Raw genomic sequence first — 25913 nt, forward strand, 5'->3', positions numbered from 1 at the left:
CTTCCTGTTTATGAGATTAAATGATTTATATTGAGAGAGTTGTCAAAGGCCTCTCTTCGTACCGCTTCGGGAACCTCTTGATAGGGAATATGACCGTAACCGTCTCTGTTCAGCAAATCAACCAGGTACCGGATAAACCTCGCCTTTTGTTTTAAGTTGGCCATGCCCGGATGTTCCTTGAGAGCCGGGTGTTCAGCAAAGGCTGTGATAATCTCCGAGGCCATCGGGTAGAGACCGAGATGCTGGTAGAGTGAACTTAACTCGCTGACAGCCATGTAAATGAGCTCTGGTTCAGGCTCCGACGCAATCACCTTGTTGAAGTGGCGGACGGCCTGGGCATATTGCTTGCGTTTGGTCAGACACAGACCTTCAACCAGCAGGGATTGAGGAGACAAAGAGCCATCCGGTACAGGTTCGGTCTCCCTGGGAATTTCCACCGGGAGGTTGTCCTCCGGAGGATTGTCTTCCAGGCTCCGGGTTTCCCCGGAAGCGGGGTCTGCAATCTCCACAAGTTCAGAAACATCCTCTGACAAATCCTGTTCCACGGGAGTAATTGCCGAAAGACTGTCTGCCTGAGCAGCGTTTTCCTGTGTCCGGGTTTGCTCGGAAACAAGGTCTGCCATCTCAACCGGTTCAGCAGCATCTTCTGACAGATCCGGTCCTTCAAGAACCACTGCCGGGACGCTATTTTCCCGGGGAGCATTTTCCTCAATAACGACTTCTACAGCAGTCTCCGCCGGGGCTTCTTCAATTTGGAGCATTGCCGCTGCAGGACTGTCCTCCGGTATATTCGGGTTTGCAACAGGCGGCTCGGCTGTTTTGAGTGGCTTCCGGCCAGTGATGGCTTCCATTTCGGCAGCCCTGAGGTCGGTAAGCTCAGCACCGGCAGCATCCGGTGGCAGATCCGTTTGGCCCGTTTCTTCGGGTTCTTCTGCTTCCCAGGAGGGATGATTTTTGGAAATGGCAGCCCCTAAAAACAGCAGCAGCAATGCTAAAGAAAAAACTGTCTGCGCCACAGAAAGTTTCACCAGCAGCAGGGGGTAAACCATGCCAATAAGAAAGGTGGCAATGGAGGCCCGGAGGGCCACAGACCTGGATAAAAATTTTTTATAGGGAAAATAAAGCACAACGGATAAAGAGCCGAGGGTAAGCCAGTAAACCCACATTGAAATCCCCCGTTATCTATGCAAAATATGGCATTTTTCCTTACAAAGCTATAAAATACGTCATTATATGTCATAAATCCTTTCTCAAAAACCAAAGTTTGAAAAAAATATCAATATTGTAAAAAATGTTATGGAACAGAGCAAGTTTTTTTGTTTTACGCATATCTTGAGGGTATTCTTTGGCAAACTAAGGGCAGTTATGGTTGGACTAATGTTTCAAAAATGATGCTTGAAAGCGTTTAATGTAGCAAATCGTTTACGTAACCCGAGGTTTGAATAAGGTTGGAGGGGAAAGCCATGTATTATTTTCGCACCGTTACAGTGAGCCCGTCTTTGCCGGAGAGGATTAGCAGGTTGAAGGAATTATCTTATAACCTTTGGTTCAGCTGGCATCCGGAAGCGCTGGAACTGTTTAAGCGAATGGATGAGCAGAAGTGGGAGGAGTTAAATCACAACCCTGTGAAAATGCTGCTGCAGGTTAATAACGACGCCCTGCAGAGGGCTGCCGGCGATCCGGAATACCTGGCGCTGTATGACAAAGTGCTGGCGGACCTGGACCGTTACATGAATGCCGACACCTGGTTTAAAAATAAATACCCTCATTTGGCGGACAAACCCATCGCTTATTTTTCTGCAGAGTTCGGTCTGCACGAATCTCTGCCCATTTACTCAGGAGGGCTGGGAGTGCTGGCCGGGGATCACTGCAAGGCCGCCAGCGACATTGGTCTGCCTTTGGTGGGCATCGGCCTGCTGTACAAGCAGGGGTATTTTACGCAAAGAATTAACCGGGAAGGCTGGCAGGAGGCCCATTACCCGTTCCAAAATTACAACGAAATGCCGGTGAGGCCGGCCTTGAACGACGAAGGAAGGGAAATCATTATCCCGGTGGAACTGCCCGGCAGGACCGTCTACCTCAAGGTATGGCAAATCCAGGTGGGCAGGATTAAAATCTACCTCATGGATGCGGATATCACCCTGAATAATGATCAGGACAGGCAGTTAACCGCACAGCTTTACGGAGGAGACAAGGACACCCGGATCTCGCAGGAAATGCTCTTGGGCATCGGGGGTGTGAAGGCCCTCAGACAGCTGGGCGTTCACCCGGTGGCCTGGCATATCAACGAGGGGCATGCGGCTTTCCTGTGCCTTGAACGTTTGCAGGAACTGGTGCAGGCGGGCGTACCCCTGGCCACCGCCAAAGAGGCTGTCAGGGCCAGCACCTTGTTTACCACCCACACGCCGGTACGGCCGGACATGATGTTTTTGATGCCGATAAAGTCAATTACTTTCTGCACCGTTATTACGAAGCCCTGGGCGTGGATCGCAACAGCTTTATGAACTTTGGCTGGGACCCCCAGAGAAACAGCTTTAATATGACCATTCTGGCCATGAATTTTGCAGCCTACTGCAACGGCGTGAGCAAGCTGCACGGGGAAGTGACCCGGAAAATGTTTCACTATCTCTATGAGCGCATCCCTGTGGAAGAAGTGCCCATTTATTCGGTGACCAACGGCATTCATACCTCAACCTGGTTGTCCAAGGAACTGGGGGAGCTGTTCAATGCCTACCTGAACCCCGGCTGGACTGCCAATATCAGCGACACCAACCTGTGGCAGGCGGTGGACAACATTCCCGATGAAGAAATTTGGGATTTACATAAGTCCCTAAAGAAGAAGGCCATCTATTTTATCCGGGAATCTTTAAGAAAACAAAAATACCGCAACCAGGAAGCCGCCGAAACCATCGGTGAAGTGGATGAATACCTCAATCCCGAGGCCTTTACCATCGGTTTTGCCAGGCGGTTTGCCACCTACAAGAGGGCAACCCTGCTGTTCAGGGACCGGGAGAGGTTGGCCAGGCTTTTTAGCGACCCGGAACGTCCGGTGCAAATCATTTTGCCGGCAAAGCTCACCCCGCAGACCGCCCGGGTCAGGAATTGATCAAAAGGATTTATGAGATATCCCTGCAGGAACCCTTCCGGGTAGAATCATCTTTATTGAAAACTACGACATGAATGTGGCCAGGCACATGGTGCAGGGAGTGGACATGTGGCTCAACACACCCCGCTGGCCCATGGAGGCCAGCGGCACCAGCGGCATGAAAGCCGCCGCCAACGGTGTGATTAACTGCAGTGTGCTGGACGGCTGGTGGCCCGAGGCGTACAACAGGGAAAACGGCTACGCCATCGGCAAGGAGACCGGTTATCGTACCGAAGAAGAACAGGACAATGAAGATGCTTACCACCTGTATTCCCTGCTGGAGGATCAGATCATCCCGGCCTATTATGACCAGAGCGACGGTTATCCCCGCCGGTGGATTAAGATGATGAAGAACTGCATCAAGACCATCGCGCCGACCTTCAGCACCGAGCGCATGGTCAAGGAATACACCGATCGTTTTTACAGTGAGGCCGCCCACAGGGGTGAGCAGTTTACCACCAATCATTTTCAAGTGGCCGGCCAAGTGCAGGATTTTAAACGGTATATAAAGGATAACTGGCACCATGTGGCCGTAAAGGCCGTGAATGCAAACGGCGTTAAAGAAAGGGAATTACAGGTGGGGCAAACGCTGGACCTGGCGGCGGATGTCTACCTGGGACCCATCCCCCCGGATAACGTGGTGGTGGAAGTGGTGCATGGATGTGAGGGGGACCACACATTGGTGGGGATAAAAGCCACTCCCCTCAAGGTGGAAGGTCAAAAGGGGGAAGGGATCTATCACTACCGGGGAGGATTTACCCTTGACCAGGGCACCTGTGTTTTACCGTACGAATCAGGCCGGAACACCCCCTGTTTGCCACCAAGTTTGAGCTGCCGCTGGTAAGCTGGGCGCATAACTTCTAAAAAACCGTCAGACCCGCCGTACTTTTCTGTATGGCGGGTCTGACGGTTTTTAACTTGAATCCGGTAAGTAGTAACTTTAGTACTTTGCAAGCCAACCAATTACCAGATAAAGGGAAATAGGTTCCCTTTTACAAGCCTATATTGAACGTTAAATTTGCCAAATACCGTATCAATAGCCCGAATGTTAATTTTAGGAAAATTATACACTAAGGTAGCAATGCGTTCTAAACCAGTTTAGCAAGTTATATGCGATAGACTTTATCCACATAAAGGCCATGTTTCTCGTCATTTCAAGCTGACTGGTATGATCAATAGCTACTCCGGTTTTTAGTTCATCTATCTCTATCTTATTTTCTATGTTGCATCTTTTGTTGTACCAGCGCCAGACTTCTTCAGGAGAGAGATCCTCCATGTTAGTCACGATAACTTCATAGTCGTATAGTTCTTTAAAGTCAAGGGATATTTGGTCACCGCTGTGATGCCGGGTTACCGTTAAATGCTTCTGTAGATTTCAACAAACCCAATGGCCTGTTTTAGAGTTTCAAACAAGCCAAAATTGCCGAAACTGGTAACGCTGTTGTTATCAAAGGTCACTGGTAGTTAATTTTTCTAATTAGCCTCTCTAACCTGGAACAAGCTTTTTGGTGAGTACGCTGGAGATCACGTTTTTGCTGGCGTGTAAGGTTTTCTGATTGATAATTGGTAAGTGACTGTGGTACCATCATTATGAGGACACTCTCCTTCGTAGTGGTTTTGTTTTGTTCACTTTACCAATTCACGAAAGAGATAAGTGTTCCTCTTTTTTTGTCAAATTTTTTACAGCAAATTATTCTGCTCACGCCTTGTGGTTACTAGTTTTTTCATTTTTACTTGCCGGATCTAAGTTTAACTATTTTCAAAAAACTGGTGGGTATGGTATTAAAAAAACTTACTTTTGTGATTTATCTTACGGAAACGACGGTTACATTTGATATAATCTAAAGCAAGGTGTTTTAGGTTTTATATAACCTACGAATACAATTTTAATATTTATTAAATATCTACAGACAGTAGGAGGGTGATGGGCGTGCATATTCTCGTATGCGTAAAACAAGTCCCTGATACAACCGAAGTCAGGATTGATCCTGAAACCAATACCCTGGACCGCTCCAGTGCGCCGGCGATTATCAACCCTTACGACAGCCATGCCGTGGAAGAGGCCGTCAGGATGAAAGAACAATTCGGCGGCAAAGTAACCGTAATTTCCATGGGTCCTCCCAATGCAGCGGAAGTGATCAAAAGATGCATCACCCTGGGCGCCGATGAAGGATACCTGCTGAGCGACAGGATGTTTGCCGGCTCCGATACCCTGGCCACCAGTTATATTCTGGCCAGAGGAATTAAAATCATCAGCCGCCGGGAGCCCTTTGACCTGATCTTATGCGGCAAGCAGGCCATTGACGGCGACACCGCCCAGGTGGGGCCGGGCATCGCCAGGAGACTGGGAATACCCCAGTTAACGTACGTAAACAAAGTGGTGGACGTAGACCCGGACAAAGAAGAAATCAAGGTTCACCGGAAGCTGGATGACGCTTACGAAGTGGTGATTTCCAAGCTGCCCTGTTTGATCACGGTGGAGAAGGAAATCAACGAATTAAGATATGCGACGCTTCCCAACATGATACGGGCGGCCCGCTATCAACCGGGGTTTTGGGGGCTGTGGACCTGGAGGCGGAAGCAGCCATGATGGGTCTCAAGGGTTCTCCCACCTCGGTAACAAGAATATTCGCGCCAAGCCAGAGAAGCCGTGGGGAAGTTTTGCAGGGAGATGTTTCTCAAGCAGTTGACCGGTTGATTGAAAAAATGTCACAAAAATTGTCACAAAACAATTAGACAGAGGGGTGATCAGCATATGGCGATAAATGTATCTTCGGCTTGCATAGGATGCCAGGCATGTATTCCCACCTGCCCCTATGAGGCGTTGTATATAAATGAAGAAGGTCTGTGCCAGGTGATTCCAGAAAAATGTGTGGAATGCGGCGCTTGCATTGACGTTTGCCCTGTCAGTGCACTCAGCTTACCTTCTGCGGACAAGGAGGAGGTAGCTGCCGGAGAGCCGGCAGGCAAAACCCCGGTAATGCAAAATGTCTCCTCAAACAGTGAAATCCCTGCGGATGAGCCCAAGGAAACAGCCGTACAACTAACCGGAGACCTGGGCCGTTACCAGGGGGTCTGGGTGTTTATCGAACAAAGGGAAGGGGAAATTGCCCCTGTATCCCTGGAACTGCTGGGGGTCGGGCGTCAACTGGCGGATAAACTGGGCGTTGAGCTTGCCGGTGTGCTGCTGGGAGACAGCGTCTGCGGTTTGCAGGACGGACTTTATGAGTACGGTGCGGACAAGGTTTACCTGGTGGACCACCCGGTGCTCCGGTATTACCGCACTGAGACCTATATGCAGGTTTTTGTCAAGCTGGTTCAGGTATATCTGCCGGAAATCATTTTAATGGGGGCTACCACCACCGGGCGGGACCTGGCCGGGGCTATGGCAACAGATCTGGCCACCGGACTGACGGCGGATTGCACCGCCCTGGATATTGACACCAAGCAGCGTCTGCTGCTGGCCACCCGTCCGGCCTTTGGTGGCAATATCATGGCCACCATTGTCTGCAAAAACCACCGTCCCCAAATGGCAACGGTGCGTCCCAAGGTAATGAAAATGAGCAAGCCAGTGCCGGGACGTCAGGGCCAACTGGTAACTCCGCAGGTTGATCTGAATGAAAAGGACTTGTTAACCCGGGTGGTGGAAATTGTTAAAGAGCATGGGGAACAAGTCAATCTGCAGGATGCGGAGATCATCGTGGCCGGCGGCCGGGGCCTGGGGGACCGGGAGGGCTTTCAAAGGATTTGCTTCGGACTGGCGGAAGCCATCGGCGCCAAGGTCGGGGCATCCCGGGCCGCCGTTGAGGCGGGCTGGATCGAACAAAAATACCAGGTGGGGCAAACCGGTGTCACCGTGGCACCGAAAATCTATTTTGCCCTGGGGATTTCCGGCGCCATCCAGCACCTGGTAGGCATCCGGGGTTCGGATATCATCATCGCCGTCAATACAGACCCCGAGGCGCCCATCTTTAAAGAATGCACCTATGGCATCGTCGGGGACGTGTTTAAAGTTGTCCCGGCATTAATGGAACCGTTAAAAGAATTATTGTCCAAGCATAAACAGGAACTTGAAATAATCACAGGCAAAGGGGGGATTCACTGTGCCTGAAAAATTTGATGTCATTGTGGTGGGAGCCGGCGTGGCCGGTCTGGCGGCTGCCTATAAGCTGGCCAAAGGGGGCCTGTCCGTGGTGGTGATTGAGCGGGGGTACTATCCCGGGGCGAAAAACGTTATGGGCGGGGTGCTGTACCGGGCCATGATGGAAGAGATCATCCCGGAATTCTGGAAAGAGGCGCCCTTGCAAAGACCAGTGGTGGAGCAAAGGTTCTGGCTGATGGACGAAGAGTCGGTGGTAAACACCGGTTTTAAAGGACAGCAGTGGGCCAGGGAGCCGTACAACTGTTTTACGGTATTCCGGGGCCAGTTTGACCAGTGGTTTGCCCGCAAGTGCGCCGAAGCCGGGGCCATCATTATCAACGAAACTGTGGTTGAGTCCTGCATCGTGGAAAATGACAGGGTCATCGGCGTGCGCACCAACCGCCCGGAGGCGACCTTTATGCCAATGTGGTGGTGCTGGCTGACGGGGTGAATTCTCTCTTAAGCAAGCAGCTGGGTTTTCATAATGAGTGGAAGCCCCAGCAGGTGGCCCTGGCAGTAATGGAAGAACTCAAATTGCCCTCCGAGGTGATTGAAGACCGGTTTAATCTGGAGCCGGGGATGGGAGCCACCATTGAAATTTTCGGCAGCGGCACCCTGGGCCTGGTAGGCACCGCCTTTATTTACACCAACAAGGAGCACATCTCCATCGGCGTGGGCGCATTGCTCTCCCAGATCCGGCAGATGCAGATACGTCCCTACGATCTGCTGGAAAATCTAAAAAACCACCCCATGGTGCGCCCGCTGATTCGCAAAGGGGAGCCGGTGGAATATTATGCCCATTTGATTCCCGAAGGAGGTTACAAAGCCATCCCCAGGCTGACGGGCAACGGTGTAGTAGTGGTGGGAGACGCCGCCCAACTGGTAAACGGCATCCACCGGGAAGGCAGCAACCTGGCCATGACCTCCGGCCGTCTGGCTGCGGAAGCCATTCTCCGGGCACACGAGATGGGTGAATTCAATGAAAGGGTGCTGTCTTACTACGAAAAACAATTGCGCAGCAGTTATGTCATCGAAGACCTGAAGAAATATAAGGATACGTCGCACCTGTTTGAAGTGAACCCGCAGTACTTTAACAAGTATATTCCGGCCACCAACATGGCCTTGCACGAAATGCTGACCGTTGACGGCGTCAGCAAGAAAGACAAGCAGAGGCTCATCCTGCAGCGTCTGTTAAGCGGCGGTTCTCTGTTCTCCCTGGGCAAAGACCTCTATCAAGCATGGAGGGCGGTGAAATAAATGGCTAACAAACCGGAAAAAAGAATGAGATACCTCAAAGCTGAAGTCAACATCGACGATAAACTTTATTTAAACCGCTGGAAACCGGACCACCGGTCCCACCTTGAGATCATCGACCTGCGGTGTGTGCTGAAAAATGCGCCGGCAAAGACTGCACCGTCTTTTGTCCCGCCAGGGTCTACGAGTGGAGGGACGGCCGCATTGCCGTAGGCTATGAAGCTGCCTGGAATGCGGCGCCTGCCGCATCGGCTGCCCCCACGGCAACATCCGCTGGAATTATCCCCGGGGCGGCTACGGGGTGCAGTTTAGATTGGCTTAATCCTTCATAAAAACAACAACACCCACCTACCGTGATTTACCGGAAGTGGGTGTTTTTTATCGAGATTGAATTACTTCATAGGATGACCGACTCCAAGGCCAACTGCTAGATAACGAGCTGATTAAGACTGACATTCTTATTGCACCTGAAAGAAAATCCCCAAAAAGTGGCTAAGGGTATTGCTTTAGGTGTGTGGCATTAAATTGTCTTCCCATACCCATTGTTAATATCCCTTTGTCTTTTATTATCGCCAAGTTCATTAAAGCAAGCGCCGTAGCGGCGCCTATTACTGTGTGTTTATTCAAAGCAGCTTTTCCGCTTTATTTCACTTTCAACATTTTAACCGGTAAAATTGTGGCAGGAAACCTGGGTAGTTTTCCTGTTCTGGAGATTGTTGATCAGGAATTGAGTCTGGTCTCTGAATTTGTTTTTCAAATTAAGCTGCTGGGAATAACCTATTTAATAGGGAGCATGATTAACTTTGTTTGGATAGGGCTATTAACGACTCTTTTTATTTCTGTATAACAAAGTTCTTAAAACAATATAGGAATCTCACTGCTGCCGCCAACTCGCCGGACAGTACCCTCCTGCAGAACACGCAGTAAGCGGACCTGCATCTGGGGCGATATCTCTCCGATTTCGTCCAGGAATAGGGTGCTTGTGTCTGCCTGTTCGAAAAGCCCCTTTTTGCCTCCTTTGGAAGCCCCGGTAAAGGAGCCCTCTTCACTGCCAAACAATTCACTTTCCAGCAGGTTCCCCGGTAAAGCCCCGCAGCAAAATGGTGGAATTCCGCTTGGCCTGGCTGTTTCAATCATCCGCCTCATTTCCGAGCTTTAATGAACGATGTCCTCGAAGGTGGTCATGGGTTTTTTTCTTTTATCCACGGTGGAGATGATTTCCTCCACCTGGCGGAAATCCTTAATGGTGGCCACCGCGCCGATGATTTGCCCCTTTTCATTAAGGATAGGAACACCGCTGGTCAGGTTTAGAAAATAAAATAATTGGCGGCTACTCTTTCATTATATCCTATGAACCGGTGCCCTTTCAAAGTAAAGAAATGGCGGACAAGTTAAATGCCGCCGCATAAAAAGGCTGCCGGCGGGTAACCGCCAACAGCCTGTCTTTTTGCAGCTTTTTTTACAACTGATTTTCCTTTACATAGTTCATGCCCACTTCCAGGGCCTGCTGGTTGATGGCCAGCATTTCCGGGCGCTTGGCTGCCACCACTTCCTTCAGGGCGGCCACCACGTCGTCCAGGGTCAAAACATCCATTTTCGCCAGCATGGCTCCCAGAACCACCACGTTGGCCAGGTTTGCTTTGCCCACCTTTTCGGCGGCCAGTTCCTGGGCGGGGATTTTTAAGACCCGCACGTCATCCCGGGTGACATCCTCTTTTACAATGGAGCTGTTGACCACCAGCAAGCCTCCCGGCATCAGGGCAGGGAGAAACTTTTCCTGGGAAGGACCGTTCATGGCCACCACCAGGCTGGGTTTATTGACCACCGGGCAGTTGATTTCCTCTTTGGAGACGATCACCGAACAGTTGGCGGTGCCGCCCCGCATTTCGGGACCGTAGGAAGGGATCCAGCTGACTTCTTTATCCGCCAGCATACCGGCATAGGCCAAAATTTTGCCCATAAACATAACACCCTGGCCGCCAAAACCTGAAATAATCATTTTTTCAGTCATAGCCATTCTCCTTTACTGGGCAGCAGCGTTTTTCAGCACGCCCAGGGTGTATTTTTCATCATGTTTTCCCGCAGCCACTCCAGCGACTTCACCGGGGACATCCCCCAGTTGGTGGGACAGGTGGAGAGGAAGCTGACAAAGGTGAAGCCGCGGCCTGCCAGCTGGTATTCAAAGGCTTTGCGCAGGACCTTTTTAGCTTGCAGAACGTTTTTCGGGCTGTCCACCGAAACCGAGGCCACATAGGCAGCTCCCTCGATCTGGGCGATGATTTTGGGCATGTCCATGGGATGGCCGGCCACACTGGCCTCCCGGCCAAAGGGGGAGGTGGAGGTTTTTTGACCCATCAGGGTGGTGGGGGCCATTTGGCCGCCGGTCATGCCGTAAATGGCGTTATTGACAAAGATGGCAGTGATGTTTTCGCCCCGGGCGGCTGCATGCATCACCTCTGCGATACCAATGGAAGCCAGATCGCCGTCCCTTGATAGGTAAAGACAAACTTGTCCGGCAGGGCCCGCTTGATGCCGGTTGCCACCGCCGGGGCCCGGCCGTGGGCAGCGCCCTGCATGTCGATATTAAAATACTGCTGGCAGAAACCGGCGCAGCCCACCGGGGTAACGCCGATGGCTTTGCCTAGCAAATCAAGTTCTTCCAGATTTTCAGCAACTAACCGGTGAATAATGCCATGGGTGCAGCCAGGGCAGTAGTGAAAAGGTGCATCGGTCAGTGCACGGGTACGGTTAAATACTTCTTTCACTGAAACACACCTCCTTAAACTGCGGCCGCTGCGGCCGGAAAGACTTCTTTAAAGCGCTCCAGCACTTCTTCCGGTGCGGGAACCATGCCGCCCTGGCGGTTGCATAAATGCACCGGAGCGCTGCAGCTTACGGCCAGGCGTACATCTTCGATCATCTGGCCGGCGCTCAGCTCCACCGACAGGTAGCCCTTTATTTGACCCTGCAGGCCCTAAAGCCGTCCACCGGGAAGGGCCACAGGGTGATGGGACGCAGCAGGCCCACCTTGATACCTTCCTTGCGGGCCATCTGCACGGCAGCCTTGGCAATCCGGGCGGTGGTGCCGTAGGCCACCATTAAATATTCGGCATCGTCGGTCATATACTGTTCCCAGCGCTGCTCGGCGGCAGCGATGGACTTGTACTTGGCTTCCCAGCGCAGGCAGTTGGCCTCGCCAATTTCACTTTGCAGGGAATAACTGGTGATAATATTGCGGGGACGACCCTCCGCCCCGGTGGTGGCCCAATCCTTGGCAGGCAGCTGCCGGGCTTCCCGCTCCTGGAAGACCACCGGCTCCATCATTTGACCCAAAATACCGTCCGCCACAATCATCACCGGGTTGCGGTGCAGGTCTGCCAGGTCAAAGGCATCCTGGGTGAGGTTCACCAGTTCCTGCACGGTGCTGGGAGCCAGCACGATCAACCGGTAATCACCATGGCCGCCGCCTTTGGTGGCCTGGAAATAATCAGCCTGAGAAGGACCAAGCCCGCCCAGACCCGGGCCGGCACGCACGATGCTGACCAACACCACGGGCAATTCATTGGCGGCAATGTAGGACAGCCCTTCCTGCATCAAGCTGATGCCTGGGCTGGAGGAGGCGGTCATCACCCTGACGCCGGCCCCCGCAGCGCCAAAGCACATGTTAATGGCGCTCACTTCGCTTTCGGCCTGAACAAAGGTGCCGTTCACAGCCGGCAGGTGCTTGGCCATGTATTCAATAATTTCGGTGGAAGGGGTAATGGGATAGCCGAAAAACAACCGGCAGCCTGCCCTGACGGCTGCTTCGGCTATAGCTTCGTTCCCTTTGAGTAAATATTTTTTCAAAGCAACCACTCGCTTTCTGGTTAGTTAAAACGATAAACCATTTTCAAGTTATTCAAGTTAGGGACGGTTCTTGACTTGAATTGAAAATACTGGAATTCAAGTCAAGAACCGTCCCTAACTTGAATTTGCAAAAACTCTCACTTCTCAATTTGGCGACATACACGGATGGCCACATCCGGGCACATCTGGGCGCACATGGCGCAGCCGGTGCAGTTGTCCGGGTCCGCCTGTTGGGCATAGTAATACCCCTTGGGGTTCGGCTCTTTGGAGAGGGCCAGCACTTTTTTGGGACACACTTCTACACAGATACTGCAACCTTTGCAGCGCAGCTTATCAACTTCAATGGTTCCTTTGGCCATAGTTGTCCACCTCCTGTTACGTCTGCGCCCACTGCAGGCGCATTAATATATCGATGGGGAAGACCTGCCGGTGGGGAAAATGTTCTTGTACCTGTTCCTGCAGGGAGCGTTCCACTACAATAAAATCAATGGGTAAGCCGGTTTGTAAGGACACCTGTTCCAGCATGGCCTGGCCCTGCTGCACCAGCGCCAGGTCGGTTTCCCAGGCCAGATTTGTGTTGCCCGCCAGAGCTGTTACAGACAGCCCGCTGGCGGCCTCAATGCTGTGCATAACAGCGATAATTCCTGCCGGAGAAGAGGTATCGGGCCGGTTGGTGTTAACCACCATCAACATCCGGTAGCCGGTATTTTTAAGTAAATCCGCAAACCGCCCCAGGGCCGTGGCCCCGGTATTGTCCCCGCCCACATCGATCACTACATGGTAACCCCGGTTGGCAATAAAACCGGCGATCTCCGGCGGCATGGCCGGAACTTCCGACATCACGTATGCCGCCTGGGGCAGGAGCACATGAACCCCCCGGGACTCCAGCAGGTCAGCCTTTTCCCGGCTGCGAAAATAGGGATTAATGATATCTAAATCTACCAGTGCCACCCGCTGGCCCTGCCGGGCCAGGTCTAGGGCATAATTCATGGACAGTTCTGTTTTGCCGCTGCCGTAGTTGCCAACAAAAACGGTTACCCGGTTATTTGTTCCCATCGAAAGCTATGGTCCTTTCTGTTCATGCCTTGTCCTGCCAGGCAGGCCAGGGCCAGCGACATCAGTTTGCCCTGTGGTGTGTCCGCCCGGGAGGGCAGCACCACCGGAGCGGCAGCGCCTAAAACAAGCCCTGCCATCACGCCGCCGGCAAAGTACAGGATGGACTTGCCAGAATATTGCCTGCTTCAATATTGGGTACCAGGAGGATATCCGCCTGACCCGCCACCGGGCTTTCAATACCCTTGTGCTCGGCGGCTTCCTGGTTAATGGCGATATCCAGGGCCAGCGGGCCGTCCACCAGGGCGCCGGTAATTTCGCCCTTCCTGGCCAGCTGGGCCAACTGCTGGGCCTCCAGGGTGACCGGCATTTTGGGGCTAACCTGTTCATTGGCAGACAGTACGGCAACTTTGGGCAGGGTAATACCCAGGGAACGGGCAAAGTCAATGGCGTTCTGGCAGATTTGTTTCTTCATTTCAAGATCGGGAGCAATATTCAGACCCCCGTCCGTCAAAAAGATAAGACGGTCATACCCGGGCACTTCGTAAACAGCGATATGACTGAGGATTTTACCTGTACGCAGTCCCCATTCCCCGTTCAGTACCGCTTTTAAAAAGGTACTGCTGTTCACCAGTCCCTTCATGAGCACCTGGCAGTTGCCGCCCTGTACCAGCTTTACAGCCAACTCGGGGGCTGCCAGTGCGTCCGCCTGAAAAATTTCCACACCGTTAAGGTCAAAATCAACATCCCAGGCCACCCGCTCAATTTCACTGCGGGAGCCCACCAAAACGGGTTCTACAAAGCCTTCCTGTACCCCTTTTTTAAGTGCCAGCAGGACCTTTTCGTCTTGGGCATTGGCGACACTTACCCGCACTTTGGGCAAGCCTTTCACCACTTCTAAGACCTGGTCAAAGCTCTTAAATTGCACTGTTTAACACTCCTCACCTATATAAATTGAGTGTTTAACCCTTAACGGCCAACATCTATCCTTGATTTTTCCTTAACTATTTTTACCAATGAAGTATCTTTTGCTACCGGCTATGCACGGTAAACAAGAGCCTGTTCCTCTTGTCTTAATACCATGAGTGCGCCCATAGCCAGGGATTCCATTTCTTCTTCACCGGGCACCAGCATCACCGGCGCAATGAAGGAAACCCGCCTGGTAATTTCCCCGGTTATAAAGGCGGAATGCGCCAGGCCGCCGGTTAAGACAATACGGTCCACCTCACCGCACAACACCGTGGACATGGCCCCGATTTCTTTGGCCACCTGGTAGCACATGGCCTCCAGGACAAGACGGGCCTGGGCATCTCCCTCGTTCATCCTTTTTTCTGCTTCACGGGTGTCCTTGGTACCCAGGTAAGCGTACAGGCCGCCTTCCTTAAGAATTTGGGTGAGCATTTCTTTTTCGGTATACTTGCCGGAATAACACAGCTTCGCCAACTGGGCCGACGGCAGTGTACCGCAGCGTTCCGGTGAGAAGGGCCCTTCATTGTTGGCGTTATTGACATCGATCATTTTTCCCCTGCAGTGGGGAGTGACCGAAATGCCGCCCCCCAGGTGAGCAATCACCAGGTTGATTTCTTGGTAGGTCTTACCCAGACCACTGGCCACCTTGCGGGCCACCGCCTTCATATTTAAGGCGTGGGACAGGCTGATCCTCGGCAGTTCCGGGTGACCGGACAGGCGGGCCACCGGCTCCATTTCGTCCACCGCCACCGGGTCTACGATATAGGCCGGAAGATTGACCTTTGGGCCAGGTGATAGGCGATGATGGCGCCCAGGTTAGAAGCATGTTCCCCGCCGGGGGCATTGTGAGATTCCCGGACCAGGTATTCATCCACCAGATAGGTACCGCCGGACAGGGGTTTCAATAAGCCTCCCCGGGCCACAATGGCACTGAATTGTTCCAACTGGCAGCCCTTTTCTTGCAGCGTATTTAAAATGGCATCCATGCGGTAACGGTACTGGTCACCGATTTTGGCAAAGGCCCGGATGTCCTGGTCAGGGTGATAAAGGACTTCCTTCCAGAGGCAAGCATCATCCTGAAACACAGCAATTTTGGTTGAAGTTGAGCCAGGGTTAATGGCCAGTATTTGCAATGTTGATCACTCCGTTTATCACTGAACTATAAAACAATGGGGAAGGGGTTTTGATACAGGCCCCATGATTTGTTACCCTAATCATTATATCAGGGAATTATGACAAAAATTGACCCGTTTTTTCTTCCTGATCTCCAAGATTCTCCTTAGTATGATTAGATAAAAATATTTAACTTAATAATTTAAGATATTGCAAGTGCTATGCCAAGCAAAATGAATGAAAAAGCATGATAACCGGGTGAAAATTTTTTATCACGATAAAATAATTTGACACTTTTTCTTCTCCCTGATAGAAAAATTTATCAGGGTATTCATTTGGTTCCCCGTTCGGCAAAGACCCGCAGGTGGCCGTCCTGGCAACCCTGGGTGAACTGCCGGCCATTCGGATTATAACCGGGAACTGGCGCCAACCAGTGGGAATGTGGCCAAAGAATTGTGGCAGCCAGAGAAAACTATAGGATTTTCATGTAAAAGCCGATTTTGTAACCGTTGCGGTAATGTTATATCCAAGTAAAGTTTTTTAAAATACAGAAAAAAGTGACCTTTTTCACCTCCGGTGTGACGCAGGTCACTTTTATTTTCTATACTTCACAGTACAATAAAGCAAATGGCAGAGACAACTATGCCAGTCAAGATATCTCAAAACAGGAAGTTTATACTTTCGTAAGACAATTCATACTTTTTTAAGCAGGGCTGTTTACGTAATAAAATATGGCAATCATCAAGGGATCTCCATGTTGGCCTGTCCGGAACTGGTGACGGGCTTATTAAAATACACTAAACAATCAGTTATTTAAAAACCTAAAAATACTAAGGGAGGTCATGATGAATGTTTTGTAACCAGTGTGAACAAACAGCAAAAGGAATAGGGTGTACCGTTGTAGGGGTGTGCGGTAAGAAGCCAGATGTGGCAGCTTTGCAGGATTTATTGCTGCATGCCCTGAAGGGGCTGTCCCTCTTTGTCAATGAAGGTCGTAAAGCAGGTGTGGTCGACCTGGAAATTGACCGCTTTGCGGTGGGCGCTATGTTTTCCACTCTGACCAACGTAAACTTTGACGCTGCCCGTTTTGTCCCCCTTATCAACCGGTGTGTACAATACAGGGAAGCTATGAAAGACAAAGTGGCGGCAGCCGGTGGCAATGTTTCTTTCTCCGCCCCCGCTGCCAGTTTCCAACCGGCAGCGGACCTGGAAGGTCTGGTTAAACAAGGTGAGGAAGTGGGAATGGTAACCGATCATACTGCCGATGCCGATATCCAGTCTCTGCAGCAGATTTTGGTTTACGGTCTGAAAGGGGTGTCTGCCTATGCCGACCATGCCGCGATCCTCGGCCAAGAAGACGAAAAGGTCTACGGCTTTATCTATGAGGGAATGGCAGCCCTGACCAATAAAGAACTTGGTCTGAATGACTGGGTCGGCCTTGTTCTCAAGTGCGGGGAAGTGAACCTGCGTGTTATGGAACTGCTGGATGCCGCAAACACCGGCAAATTTGGCCACCCGGTGCCCACCGAGGTTCCTCTGGGCCATAAGGCCGGCAAGTGCATCCTGGTATCCGCCACGACCTGCAGGATCTGGCAGATTTGCTGGAGCAAACCGAGGGCAAGGGCATTTACGTCTACACCCACGGTGAAATGCTGCCGACCCACGGTTATCCCGAACTGAAAAAGTACAAACACTTCTACGGACACTATGGCACCGCCTGGCAGAACCAAAAGAAAGAATTTGCTGCTTTCCCCGGCGCCATTCTCATGACCACCAACTGCATCCAGGATCCCCAGGCCTATATGGACAACATCTTTACCACCGGACAGGTTGGCTGGCCCGGCGTGCAGCACGTTAAGAACGGAGACTTTGGTCCGGTGATCGAAAGAGCCCTGGCCATGCCCGGATTTGCGACCGATGAAGACAAGGGCAGCGTTATGGTGGGATTTGCCCGCAACACTGTTATGAGTGTGGCCGGTAAGGTCATTGAAGGCGTTAAGAACGGCGACATCAAGCACTTCTTCCTGGTAGCCGGTTGCGATGGCGCCAAACCAGGCCGCAACTACTATACCGACTTTGTGGAGAAGGCGCCCCAGGATACAGTCATCTTAACCCTGGCCTGCGGTAAATTCCGTTTCTTTGACAAAAAACTGGGTGATATCGGCGGCATCCCGCGGTTGCTGGACATCGGCCAGTGCAACGATGCTTACTCCGCTATCCAGATCGCCGTAGCCCTGGCCAATGCCTTCGAATGCGGTGTTAATGATTTACCGCTCTCCCTGGTACTGTCCTGGTACGAGCAAAAGGCGGTTGCCATCCTGCTCACCCTGCTGCACCTGGGAATTAAAGATATCCGCCTGGGTCCCAGCCTGCCCGCCTTTGTATCGCCCAATGTGCTAGATGTGCTGGTGAAGACCTTTGATATTAAACCCATTTCCACTCCCGATGAGGACCTGGCTGCCATCTTAAACAAATAAGACGAGAAAAGGAGGACCACAACCGCGGTTCTCCTTTTACGTTACGGAAGGATGCCTTTATTTCTATCAACACATTAACCTGGGCAATGGCGGCTATTTTGTTGGCGCTACCGTTAAGGGCCTTACATTAAAATTTTTTGTAATAAGTATTAAAATTTTGCAATAAGGAGAAGGTAAATTTTGTTCCGTATCGAAAGTAGTATTCAGAAGAAAGGCACCATCTTTCTCTTTAACCTGCGCCATTACTGAGGAAAACAAATCTATCACTGGGAGGCATAGACTTTGGACAAAATTATCATCCGTACCGAAAAGGCTCCTGCAGCCATTGGACCTTACTCACAGGCAGTAAAGGCGGGCAATCTCATGTTTATCTCGGGGCAAATTCCCATTGATCCTGCCACCGGCAGTGTGGTGGAAGGTGATATCCAGGCCCAGGCCCGCCAGTGCATTAAAAACCTGCAGGCCATTTGTGAAGCCGCCGGGGCAAGCCTGCAGGATATCATTAAAACCTCTGTCTTTATTAAAGACATGAACCAGTTTGCAAAAATAAACGAAACCTATGCAGAATTTTTTAATGCAGAACCACCGGCCCGGGCCTGTGTGGAGGTATCCTGCCTACCTAAAAACGTACTGATTGAAATTGAAGCGGTTGTAATGGTTAAATAAACGGTTCACAGTATCCAGAAAAATAAATCGTAGAAATCATAATGGGACCTTTGCCGGGGTCCCTATTTTTTAAGTGATGTTAACAGGTAAATAGAAGGGATAATGGGAAAAATTGTCGAACAACACCATAAAAAGAAACGATGAGAGGTTGTTCTATGGCCAAAATAACCTTTGATGAAAACAATGCCCTGTTTGCTTTAGACATAGGCACCAGAACCGTGATCGGCATCGTGGTTTCCATGGCGGAAGGACATATGAAAGTTCTGGCCCAGGCCATGGTGGAACATCAAAGCAGGGCCATGCTGGACGGGCAGATCCACGATATCCCCCGGGTGGCTGAGGCTGTGCAAAAGGTAAAGGCGGAACTGGAGAAAAAACTCAAAGCCCCTCTGCAAAAAGTGGCCATCGCCGCGGCGGGCCGTTCATTAAAGACCCGCCGGTGCCGGGTGGATCAGGAGTTAATCGAAGACTTAGAAATTGATGCCATGATGATTCATACCCTGGAACTGATGGGTGTGCAAAGGGCGCAGGAACTTCTGGAACAGGAGACCCGGCAGGGGGGAGAGGGAGAAAAATTCTTTTGTGTAGGCCACAGTGTGGTGGGGTATTATTTGAATGATTATCCCATCACCAACCTGGAAGGGCACCGGGGTAAAAAAATCGGCGCCGAGGTGCTGGCTACCTTTTTGCCGGCATCGGTGGTGAACAGCCTGTATACAGTGCTGGCCAGGGTAGGTTTGGAACCCCTATACTTGACCCTGGAGCCCATCGCGGCCAGTGAAGTTATCATTCCCGAACAATTACGGCTATTGAACCTGGCCCTGGTGGACGTGGGAGCTGGGACTTCCGACATTGCCATCTCCCGGGACGGTACCATCACCGCCTACGGCATGGTACCCACAGCAGGGGATGAAATCACCGAGCTAGTTATGGAAACCCTGATGGTGGACTTTATGACAGCGGAGCAGATTAAACGCAGTCTCTGGCAGGGCCAGGACATCCGCTACCAGGATGTCCTGGGAACGGAGGTTACCGTTGCCTGTGAGGAAGTCATGCAAATGATTGAGCCCGCCGTTGAAAACTTGGCCAGCGAAATCGTTCGTCACATTCTGGATTTAAACGGTCAGACGCCGCCCAAGTCTGTTATGTGTGTGGGCGGAGGTTCCCAGGTACCGTCTCTGGTGGACAGGATTGCGGAAAAACTGGGGCTGATCCAACAGCGGGTGGTTATCCGCAACCGGTCCAATATCAGCAACCTGGTGGATGTTAAGAAAAAAGACCTGGCAGGTCCCGAGGGAGTAACAGTGGTGGGAATTGCGGCTGTGGCTGCCAGGAAGCAAGGGCAGAACTTTATAACGGTAACGGTAAACGGGCAGCCCTTTACCCTGTTTAATACCCGGCAGCTCACTGTACTTCAGGCCCTGGGCCTGCTGGAGTTTAATCCCAGGGAATTGTTGGGACGAAACGGCAAAGACCTGCGTTTTACGTTAAACGGCAAACCAAAAACCGTCTATGGTGAACTGGCGAAACCGGCGGTCATCACTGTGAACGGTCACCCTGCCAATTTAAAGACCGTGATCAATGACAAAGATATCATTCTGGTGGAAAAGGCAGTGCCTGGTAAAGATGCCGTAGCCAGAGTGGCAGATATTCTGGGGAATCTTCCTGTGAATGCTCAATCCTGTTGCTTACTGAACGGTCAACCGGCAGGTCCTGAGCAGCTTATCTCTCCGGGAGATGTGTTGGAAGTAACCCTAACCCCGACACCTGCAGAAAAACCTTCCCCGCAGCCTGGTCCTGCAGCTTCGGCCCTGCAGGGGAAACCCATCCAAGTCACCGTGAATGGCCAGGCCATTCTAATGGAAGGAAAAAGTGAATATATTTTAATTGATGTCTTCAATTATTATGAACCGGATATAACCCAATCAAGCGGTATGGTAGAGATTAAAAGAAACGGCAATGCCGTCGAGTACACGGAAACCCTGCAAGACGGCGATGTCATCGAAATTCGCTGGTGAGCAGCAAAATAGGGTAGTATGGATGGAGAACCCCTTGCAAGAGTACCACGGCTGTACGCTTATTTTCCCTGGGGGTTAGGCACCGTTTTTTCCCGACCGGAAAGCTCTGTTTAGAGGGCCATTAGATAGAGGAAGGTATGAAAGACATGCCGGCGAAAATCATCATCGATGCGGACGCCTGTCCCAAAACGGTATTATCAATTGCCCGGAAAATATGTGATGAATTGCTCCTGGAACTTTGGACGGTGGCCAGCTTTGAGCACAATGTTTCTTCGCAGCACCATGTTGTGGTGGGCAATGCCTCGCAAGAAACAGATATTCAAATCATGAATCTGACCAGACGGGGTGACATCGTTGTCACCCAGGACTGGGGTCTGGCCGCCATCATCCTAGCCAAAGGGGCCGGGGCCATTTCCCCTTGGGGCAAAATATTTCGGGAAGATACCATTGATTTTATGCTGGAAGAAAGAGAAATGAAAGCCAAACACCGCAGGGCCGGCGGGCGTACCAAGGGCCCCGCAAACGCACCGCCGAGGACGACCTTCGCTTTGAGGTCCAGCTAAGAAAACTTATCGAAGAAACTCAAAATGACAAAGGCAGGCGCCATTAACAATAATTGTATCCCTGTGCTTATATTAAATCTATTAAATCTGGTTTTTTCAACTTTCAGGTGTTAACATTATTCTGAAAATGGTTAACAATAAGTATTTGATTGCAAGAAAAATAATCATAATTTTGTGTCATTTCTGTTAAATTTTTTTAGCATAAGTTCGAATCTTAGCAGGAAATTCTGAAATTTTTGTCGAAATATCGAAATGTTATCATACCATATTTTTTATTGGTTTAGCCCGGTCATACCACCATACCAATTAAGTGCCTGGGGGGTGGCACCGGTGAAATTTAAGGAAAAGGGAATCCATTACAATTCAAAGCAATAAAACAATGGAGGGATCTCAAATGTCCAAGGCACAAGCAATTGAAGCATTAGTCAAGGCAATCGGCAAAGAAAACGTTGTTACCGAGCACGAAGAATTGGTTTGTTATTCCTTTGATGCTACTGCAGATATGCCTAGTCAGTTACCTGATGTTGTGGTAACTCCCCAAAGCACCAACGACGTGGTAGAAATTATTAAAGTGGCAAGTCAGTATAAGATGCCTGTATATCCCAGGGGTTCCGGCACCAACCTGAGCGGCGGCACCATTCCCCTGCAGGGCGGCATCGTTCTAAGAACCCAAAAAATGAACAAAATCGTAGAGATTGACGCCGATAACCTGGTGGCTGTTGTACAGCCCGGGGTTATTATCAACGACCTGAATACTGCCGTGGCTCCCTTTGGTTTGATTTATCCCCCGGACCCCGGCACCGTTGCCACCGCAACCATGGGCGGCAGTGTTTCCGAATGCTCCGGCGGTCTGAGAGGACTTAAGTATGGTGTAACCAAACACTACGTCATGGGTGTGGAAGTGGTTATGGCTGACGGTACTGTGGCACGCTTTGGCGGCAAAACCGTTAAAAACGTAACCGCCTATGATATGGTTAAGCTGTTCACCGGTGCAGAAGGCACCCTGGGCATTATTACTGAAATTACCGCTAAGTTAATTCCTGCTCCGGAAGCCAAAAAGTCCATGCTGGCTGTTTTCAACAAACTGGAAGATGCCGGCAATACCGTAACGGAGATCGTTCGCAGCAAAGTGATTCCCGCCACCATGGAAATCATGGACCAGGTAACCATTCGCACCGTGGAGAACTTTGCTAAAGTGGGTCTTCCAACCGATGCTGAAGCGGTCTTGCTGATCGAAGTGGACGGCATTCCCGAGGTGGTGGAGCGCGAGGCAGCCACTGTGGTAAAAGTGGTGGAAAAGAACAACGGGAAAATTAAGGTGGCAAAAGACGACAAAGAACGTGACGGCCTCTGGGCAGCCCGTCGTGCAGCACTGCCTGCGCTGGCTCAGGTGAAACCCACCACCGTTTTGGAAGACGCCACAGTACCCCGCAGCAGGCTGACCGATATGTTGGTGGCCCTGCAGGACATTGCTAAAAAGTATGACTTGCTGATTGGGACCTTCGGTCACGCCGGCGACGGCAACCTGCACCCCACCATCCTTACCGATGAGCGCAACACCGAAGAAATGAAGCGGGTACACCAGGCAGTGGATGAAATCTTTAAGATTGCCCTGGAGTTTGGCGGCACCATCAGCGGCGAGCACGGTATCGGTATGGCCAAGGCCAAGTACCTGCCGCTGGAATTCGGCGAGCACGGTGTGGAAGTTATGAAAAAAGTAAAAAGAGCCCTGGATCCGGATAACTTAATGAACCCCGGCAAAATGATGGGCTAAAGGAGGGCGGCTGCATGGCAATCTACGATAACATGAAGCATATTGAAGAAGAACTCATCAAGTGTATGAAGTGCGGGAACTGCCAGGCCGTTTGTCCCGTCTACAAGGAGACACTCTCCGAGTCCGGGGTGGCCAGGGGTAAAATTCAACTAGCCGCTAAAATTCTCAAGGGGGAAGCAAAGTATACCCCGGAGCTTTATAAGAAGTTCGACCTTTGCCTGCAGTGCCAGGCCTGTACTGCCAACTGTCCTTGCGGCGTGAAGGCCCACAAAATTATCCTAGCAGGCAGGGCCGAGCTGGCAAGACAGCAAATGCTGCCCTTTGCCAAAAAAGCAGCCTTTAATGTCCTCAAGTCTCCCAAATTATTTGATTTTGGACTTCGCATGGGAAGCGCCTTCCAGGGCCTGGCCTTCAAGAGAAGCGGCAGCGGCATGAGCCCCCGTTTCCCCATTGGTCTGGAAATGCGCCGGGTCATGCCCCCTCTGGCTGACAAACCCCTGCGCTCCTGGCTGCCCGAAGTGAATAAGGCGCCGAACTCCCGCAAAAAGGTGGCTTTCTTTACTGGCTGTGTAACCAACTATATTTATACCTCCGTCGGTCAGGCCGTGGTGGACGTACTGAATCGTAACGGCGCCGATGTTATCATTCCCAAAGAGCAGCACTGCTGCGGCGCTCCCGCCTTAATTAACGGTGATGTGGAAACCGGCAAAGCTATGGCCAGGTCCCATGTGGACATTTTCAGCGAGCATGATGTGGATGCCATCATCACCGTGTGCGGCACCTGCGGTGGCTCCTTTGAGCAAAAGTATGTAGAGCTGCTGGCAGACGACCCTGTCTATGCGGCAAAAGCCAAGGCCATTGCCAAGAAGGTACGCGATATTTCTGAATACCTGGTGGATGATCTGAAGGTCAACTTTGCAAAACTGGGCAACGTACCCATGACCTTTACCTACCACGAACCCTGCCACATTGGCAGAGGCATGGGTTTGACCCGCCAGCCCCTGGAAATGCTGACCAAGATTCCCGGCATCAACTACAAACCCATGAAGCAGCCCAACCGCTGCTGCGGTGGTGCCGGTTCATTCAGCTTAACGAACTACCCGGTGTCCTACCAAATCCTTAAGAAGAAAGTAGATGATATCCAGGGCACCAATTCCACTGTGGTGGTCACAGGCTGCGGTTCCTGCCGCATGCAACTGGAAGACGGGTTAGCCCAGGAAAAAATGCCGCATAAAGTGATGCACGTCATTGAAGTGGTACTGATGGCGTATCAAAAATGAACCGGGATTTCCGACACTTAACGGTAAACTGAAGGCCAAGCAGGTGGAAATTCCCGTTTGGGGAAATGAAGAACTGGGTTTGGACAAGAGCGTGTTAGGTTTGGGCGGTTCCCCTACCAGAGTGGTTAAAGTATTCAGCCCGAAACTTTCCCGGGACACCATTATGAAAAAAGCTGACGGCACTACCGCACCGGTGGATGAACTGGTTCATTTCCTTACCGCCAGTTAAGTTGTGTATTGCTGGGCGATGAAATCCAAAATGTACAAGAGGTCATTGTTCACCATTGACCCGGAGATCAAGATTCTGCTGCAGACCCGTCCTGCCATTGGCGGTAACATTATGGCTACCATTAAGACGCCTAACCATCGCCCCCAAATGGCCACCGTGCGTCCAAAATCCGCCAAGCCTGCTGCTGCAGACCCTTACCGTACAGGTGAAATCATCATCAAGGAATACGACGGGGCTGTTTTTATGACTCCTGAAAAGTTCCTCGAGATTCAGCATATGGCAGGCATGCAGACTTCCGAGATTATCGTAGCGATCAACAAAGATCCCGAAGCCCAATTTTTTAAGGTGGCGGACTTCGGAATCGTGGGAGATGTATTCGAAGTTGTTCCCATGCTGATTGAAGCCATTAAGAAAATGAAAGCCACTGCATAAGGGGGGAAGAAAGATGCAATTTAACAAAGTAAATGACCGGATCATTGAAGAATTAAAGACCATTGTTGGTGCAGCAAACGTTCTGAACGAGCATGAGAAGATGGAGATGTACGCCAGGGACGAAGTATCTGACCAGTTGTGGGAAAAGATGCCCGAGGTTGTGGTAAAACCGGAAATGCCCGGCAGGTCAGTGAGATCGTAAAGCTTGCCAACCGTGAGCTTGTCCCCTTAACGCCCAAGGGGTGGCGGCACCGTGGCTACCAACGCCGGAGGCAACAAAGCGGTTAAGTACGGGGTAACGACCCGTCATATTTACGGACTGGAAATTGTTATGCCCAATGGCAACATTGTAACATTCGGCGGCAAAAACGTTAAGGACGTAACCGGTTATGATATCGTGCACCTGATGGTTAGTTCCGAAGGAACACTGGGCATCGTAACGAAAATATGGCTTAAATTAATGCCCCTGCCTAAATATGTAGCGGACTTGTTAATTCCCTTTGCTGATATGCAGACCGCCATAAAAATTGTACCGAAAATCATGACTGCCGGCATTATTCCAACCTGCCTGGAGTTTATGGACATTGTCTATAAAGGCTGCCGAAATGTATTTAAACAAAAAACTGCCTTACAGTGATGCCGGAGCGTATATTATCTGTGAGGTAGACGGAACATCCGAAACCCAGGTGCAGGACGACTATGAAACAATAGGAAAGCTGTGCCAGGAAAACGGTGCGCTGGAAGTGTTTGTGGCAGACAACAAGTTAACCCAGGAGAGGATATGGAAAGCACGGAAGAGTTATGCAAAAGCCATTCGCATGCTCAGCCCTGTTTATTGTATGGAAGACATTGTTTTCCCGGTTTCCAATATACCCAAGTGCCTTGAGGCCATCGAGCGCATATCCCAGAAATAAGACTGCAAGATCCCCAGCTGGGGTCATGCCGGCGACGGC

Annotated in this window: 16 protein-coding genes and 12 pseudogenes; 17 read left to right on the top strand and 11 right to left on the bottom strand. The window is 51.0% G+C overall.

Translation table 11 applies throughout. The features are described 5' to 3' along the window. Positions 1-8: 8 nt before the first annotated feature. Positions 9-1166: a tetratricopeptide repeat protein gene (locus P378_RS01960; RefSeq protein ID WP_099082093.1), complete on the bottom strand. Its 1158-nt coding sequence runs from the start codon at positions 1164-1166 to the stop codon at positions 9-11. 297 nt (positions 1167-1463) lie between these two features. Between P378_RS01960 and glgP the strand changes: the two are divergent. Further along, positions 1464-4009, top strand: a pseudogene (glgP, locus tag P378_RS01965) (alpha-glucan family phosphorylase). A 223-nt stretch (positions 4010-4232) separates the two neighbouring features. Here the strand turns inward: glgP and P378_RS01970 are convergent. Beyond that, positions 4233-4481 (bottom strand): annotated as a pseudogene (locus P378_RS01970) (transposase); the annotation flags it as partial. 594 nt (positions 4482-5075) lie between these two features. Between P378_RS01970 and P378_RS01975 the strand changes: the two are divergent. From P378_RS01975 to P378_RS01995, 5 genes and pseudogenes are all read left to right on the top strand, one after another. After that, a pseudogene (locus tag P378_RS01975) lies at positions 5076-5881 on the top strand (electron transfer flavoprotein subunit beta/FixA family protein). Positions 5882-5900: 19 nt separating this feature from the next. After that, positions 5901-7256, top strand: a complete 1356-nt coding sequence (locus P378_RS01980) for an electron transfer flavoprotein subunit alpha (RefSeq protein WP_099082095.1) — start codon at positions 5901-5903, stop codon at positions 7254-7256. Then, positions 7249-8543 (top strand): annotated as a pseudogene (locus P378_RS23285) (FAD-dependent oxidoreductase). The gene P378_RS01980 and the pseudogene P378_RS23285 overlap by 8 nt, the downstream one beginning before the upstream one ends. Beyond that, positions 8544-8862 (top strand): annotated as a pseudogene (locus P378_RS01990) (ferredoxin family protein). A 192-nt stretch (positions 8863-9054) separates the two neighbouring features. Next, positions 9055-9387, top strand: coding sequence for a DUF2062 domain-containing protein (locus tag P378_RS01995; RefSeq protein WP_099082096.1), 333 nt, complete (start codon positions 9055-9057; stop codon positions 9385-9387). 17 nt (positions 9388-9404) lie between these two features. Here the strand turns inward: P378_RS01995 and P378_RS23290 are convergent. From P378_RS23290 to buk, 9 genes and pseudogenes are all read right to left on the bottom strand, one after another. Next, positions 9405-9878, bottom strand: a pseudogene (locus tag P378_RS23290) (sigma 54-interacting transcriptional regulator); the annotation flags it as partial. Between the two features lie 121 nt (positions 9879-9999). After that, positions 10000-10551: a 2-oxoacid:acceptor oxidoreductase family protein gene (locus P378_RS02005; protein WP_099082097.1), complete on the bottom strand. Its 552-nt coding sequence runs from the start codon at positions 10549-10551 to the stop codon at positions 10000-10002. Positions 10552-10583: 32 nt separating this feature from the next. Further along, positions 10584-11305, bottom strand: a pseudogene (locus P378_RS02010) (thiamine pyrophosphate-dependent enzyme). A 14-nt stretch (positions 11306-11319) separates the two neighbouring features. Further along, positions 11320-12386: pseudogene (locus P378_RS02015) on the bottom strand (3-methyl-2-oxobutanoate dehydrogenase subunit VorB). 137 nt (positions 12387-12523) lie between these two features. Continuing rightward, complete coding sequence (locus P378_RS02020; RefSeq protein WP_099082098.1) at positions 12524-12745, bottom strand: 4Fe-4S dicluster domain-containing protein; 222 nt, start codon at positions 12743-12745, stop codon at positions 12524-12526. Positions 12746-12761: 16 nt separating this feature from the next. Continuing rightward, on the bottom strand, positions 12762-13442 hold the full coding sequence (locus tag P378_RS02025) for a nucleotide-binding protein (RefSeq protein ID WP_099082099.1): 681 nt from the start codon (positions 13440-13442) through the stop codon (positions 12762-12764). Next, entirely contained in the window at positions 13421-13582 is a 162-nt protein-coding gene (locus tag P378_RS20590) for a hypothetical protein (RefSeq protein WP_238472764.1), read from the bottom strand. The genes P378_RS02025 and P378_RS20590 overlap by 22 nt, the downstream gene beginning before the upstream one ends. Beyond that, entirely contained in the window at positions 13579-14367 is a 789-nt protein-coding gene (locus P378_RS02030) for a bifunctional enoyl-CoA hydratase/phosphate acetyltransferase (protein ID WP_238472765.1), read from the bottom strand. The genes P378_RS20590 and P378_RS02030 overlap by 4 nt, the downstream gene beginning before the upstream one ends. Positions 14368-14477: 110 nt before the next feature. Beyond that, a pseudogene (buk, locus tag P378_RS02035) lies at positions 14478-15541 on the bottom strand (butyrate kinase). A gap of 829 nt (positions 15542-16370) precedes the next feature. Between buk and hcp the strand changes: the two are divergent. From hcp to P378_RS22690, 11 genes and pseudogenes are all read left to right on the top strand, one after another. Then, positions 16371-17998 (top strand): annotated as a pseudogene (gene hcp / locus P378_RS02045) (hydroxylamine reductase). Positions 17999-18280: 282 nt separating this feature from the next. After that, the gene (locus tag P378_RS02050) at positions 18281-18664 is read left to right on the top strand and encodes a RidA family protein (RefSeq protein WP_099082101.1); all 384 of its coding nucleotides are present in this window, start codon (positions 18281-18283) and stop codon (positions 18662-18664) included. A gap of 155 nt (positions 18665-18819) precedes the next feature. Next, entirely contained in the window at positions 18820-20682 is a 1863-nt protein-coding gene (locus P378_RS02055; protein ID WP_099082102.1) for a cell division protein FtsA, read from the top strand. 146 nt (positions 20683-20828) lie between these two features. Further along, positions 20829-21292: pseudogene (locus P378_RS02060) on the top strand (YaiI/YqxD family protein). Positions 21293-21639: 347 nt separating this feature from the next. Beyond that, positions 21640-23019 carry an FAD-binding oxidoreductase gene (locus P378_RS02065; RefSeq protein ID WP_099082103.1) on the top strand — a complete coding sequence of 460 codons (1380 nt, stop codon included), beginning with the start codon at positions 21640-21642 and terminating at the stop codon, positions 23017-23019. A gap of 14 nt (positions 23020-23033) precedes the next feature. Continuing rightward, the gene (locus P378_RS02070; RefSeq protein ID WP_099082104.1) at positions 23034-24299 is read left to right on the top strand and encodes a (Fe-S)-binding protein; all 1266 of its coding nucleotides are present in this window, start codon (positions 23034-23036) and stop codon (positions 24297-24299) included. Positions 24300-24342: 43 nt separating this feature from the next. Further along, a complete protein-coding gene (locus tag P378_RS02075) occupies positions 24343-24528 on the top strand; it encodes a hypothetical protein (protein ID WP_238472766.1) in 186 nt (61 codons plus the stop codon). A gap of 51 nt (positions 24529-24579) precedes the next feature. Beyond that, positions 24580-24960, top strand: a pseudogene (locus tag P378_RS20595) (electron transfer flavoprotein subunit alpha/FixB family protein); the annotation flags it as partial. 13 nt (positions 24961-24973) lie between these two features. Further along, positions 24974-25162 (top strand): hypothetical protein, encoded by a 189-nt coding sequence (locus P378_RS20600; RefSeq protein WP_238472767.1) that lies wholly within the window; start codon positions 24974-24976, stop codon positions 25160-25162. 51 nt (positions 25163-25213) lie between these two features. Then, complete coding sequence (locus P378_RS20605) at positions 25214-25597, top strand: FAD-binding oxidoreductase (protein ID WP_238472768.1); 384 nt, start codon at positions 25214-25216, stop codon at positions 25595-25597. Then, positions 25566-25874: an FAD-binding oxidoreductase gene (locus P378_RS22690; protein WP_274378622.1), complete on the top strand. Its 309-nt coding sequence runs from the start codon at positions 25566-25568 to the stop codon at positions 25872-25874. The genes P378_RS20605 and P378_RS22690 overlap by 32 nt, the downstream gene beginning before the upstream one ends. Positions 25875-25913: the final 39 nt, after the last annotated feature.

This window comes from Desulforamulus profundi (assembly GCF_002607855.1).

What these genes read in the sequence shown, in the direction of transcription:
- P378_RS01960 (WP_099082093.1), bottom strand. Translation starts at nt 1,166, where the DNA reads ATGTGGGTTTACTGGCTTACCCTCGGCTCTTTATCCGTTGTGCTTTAT.
- P378_RS01980 (WP_099082095.1), top strand. Translation starts at nt 5,901, where the DNA reads ATGGCGATAAATGTATCTTCGGCTTGCATAGGATGCCAGGCATGTATT.
- P378_RS02005 (WP_099082097.1), bottom strand. Translation starts at nt 10,551, where the DNA reads ATGACTGAAAAAATGATTATTTCAGGTTTTGGCGGCCAGGGTGTTATG.
- P378_RS02020 (WP_099082098.1), bottom strand. Translation starts at nt 12,745, where the DNA reads ATGGCCAAAGGAACCATTGAAGTTGATAAGCTGCGCTGCAAAGGTTGC.
- P378_RS02025 (WP_099082099.1), bottom strand. Translation starts at nt 13,442, where the DNA reads ATGGGAACAAATAACCGGGTAACCGTTTTTGTTGGCAACTACGGCAGC.
- P378_RS02055 (WP_099082102.1), top strand. Translation starts at nt 18,820, where the DNA reads ATGGCCAAAATAACCTTTGATGAAAACAATGCCCTGTTTGCTTTAGAC.
- P378_RS02065 (WP_099082103.1), top strand. Translation starts at nt 21,640, where the DNA reads ATGTCCAAGGCACAAGCAATTGAAGCATTAGTCAAGGCAATCGGCAAA.
- P378_RS02070 (WP_099082104.1), top strand. Translation starts at nt 23,034, where the DNA reads ATGGCAATCTACGATAACATGAAGCATATTGAAGAAGAACTCATCAAG.
- P378_RS20600 (WP_238472767.1), top strand. Translation starts at nt 24,974, where the DNA reads ATGCAATTTAACAAAGTAAATGACCGGATCATTGAAGAATTAAAGACC.
- P378_RS22690 (WP_274378622.1), top strand. Translation starts at nt 25,566, where the DNA reads ATGTATTTAAACAAAAAACTGCCTTACAGTGATGCCGGAGCGTATATT.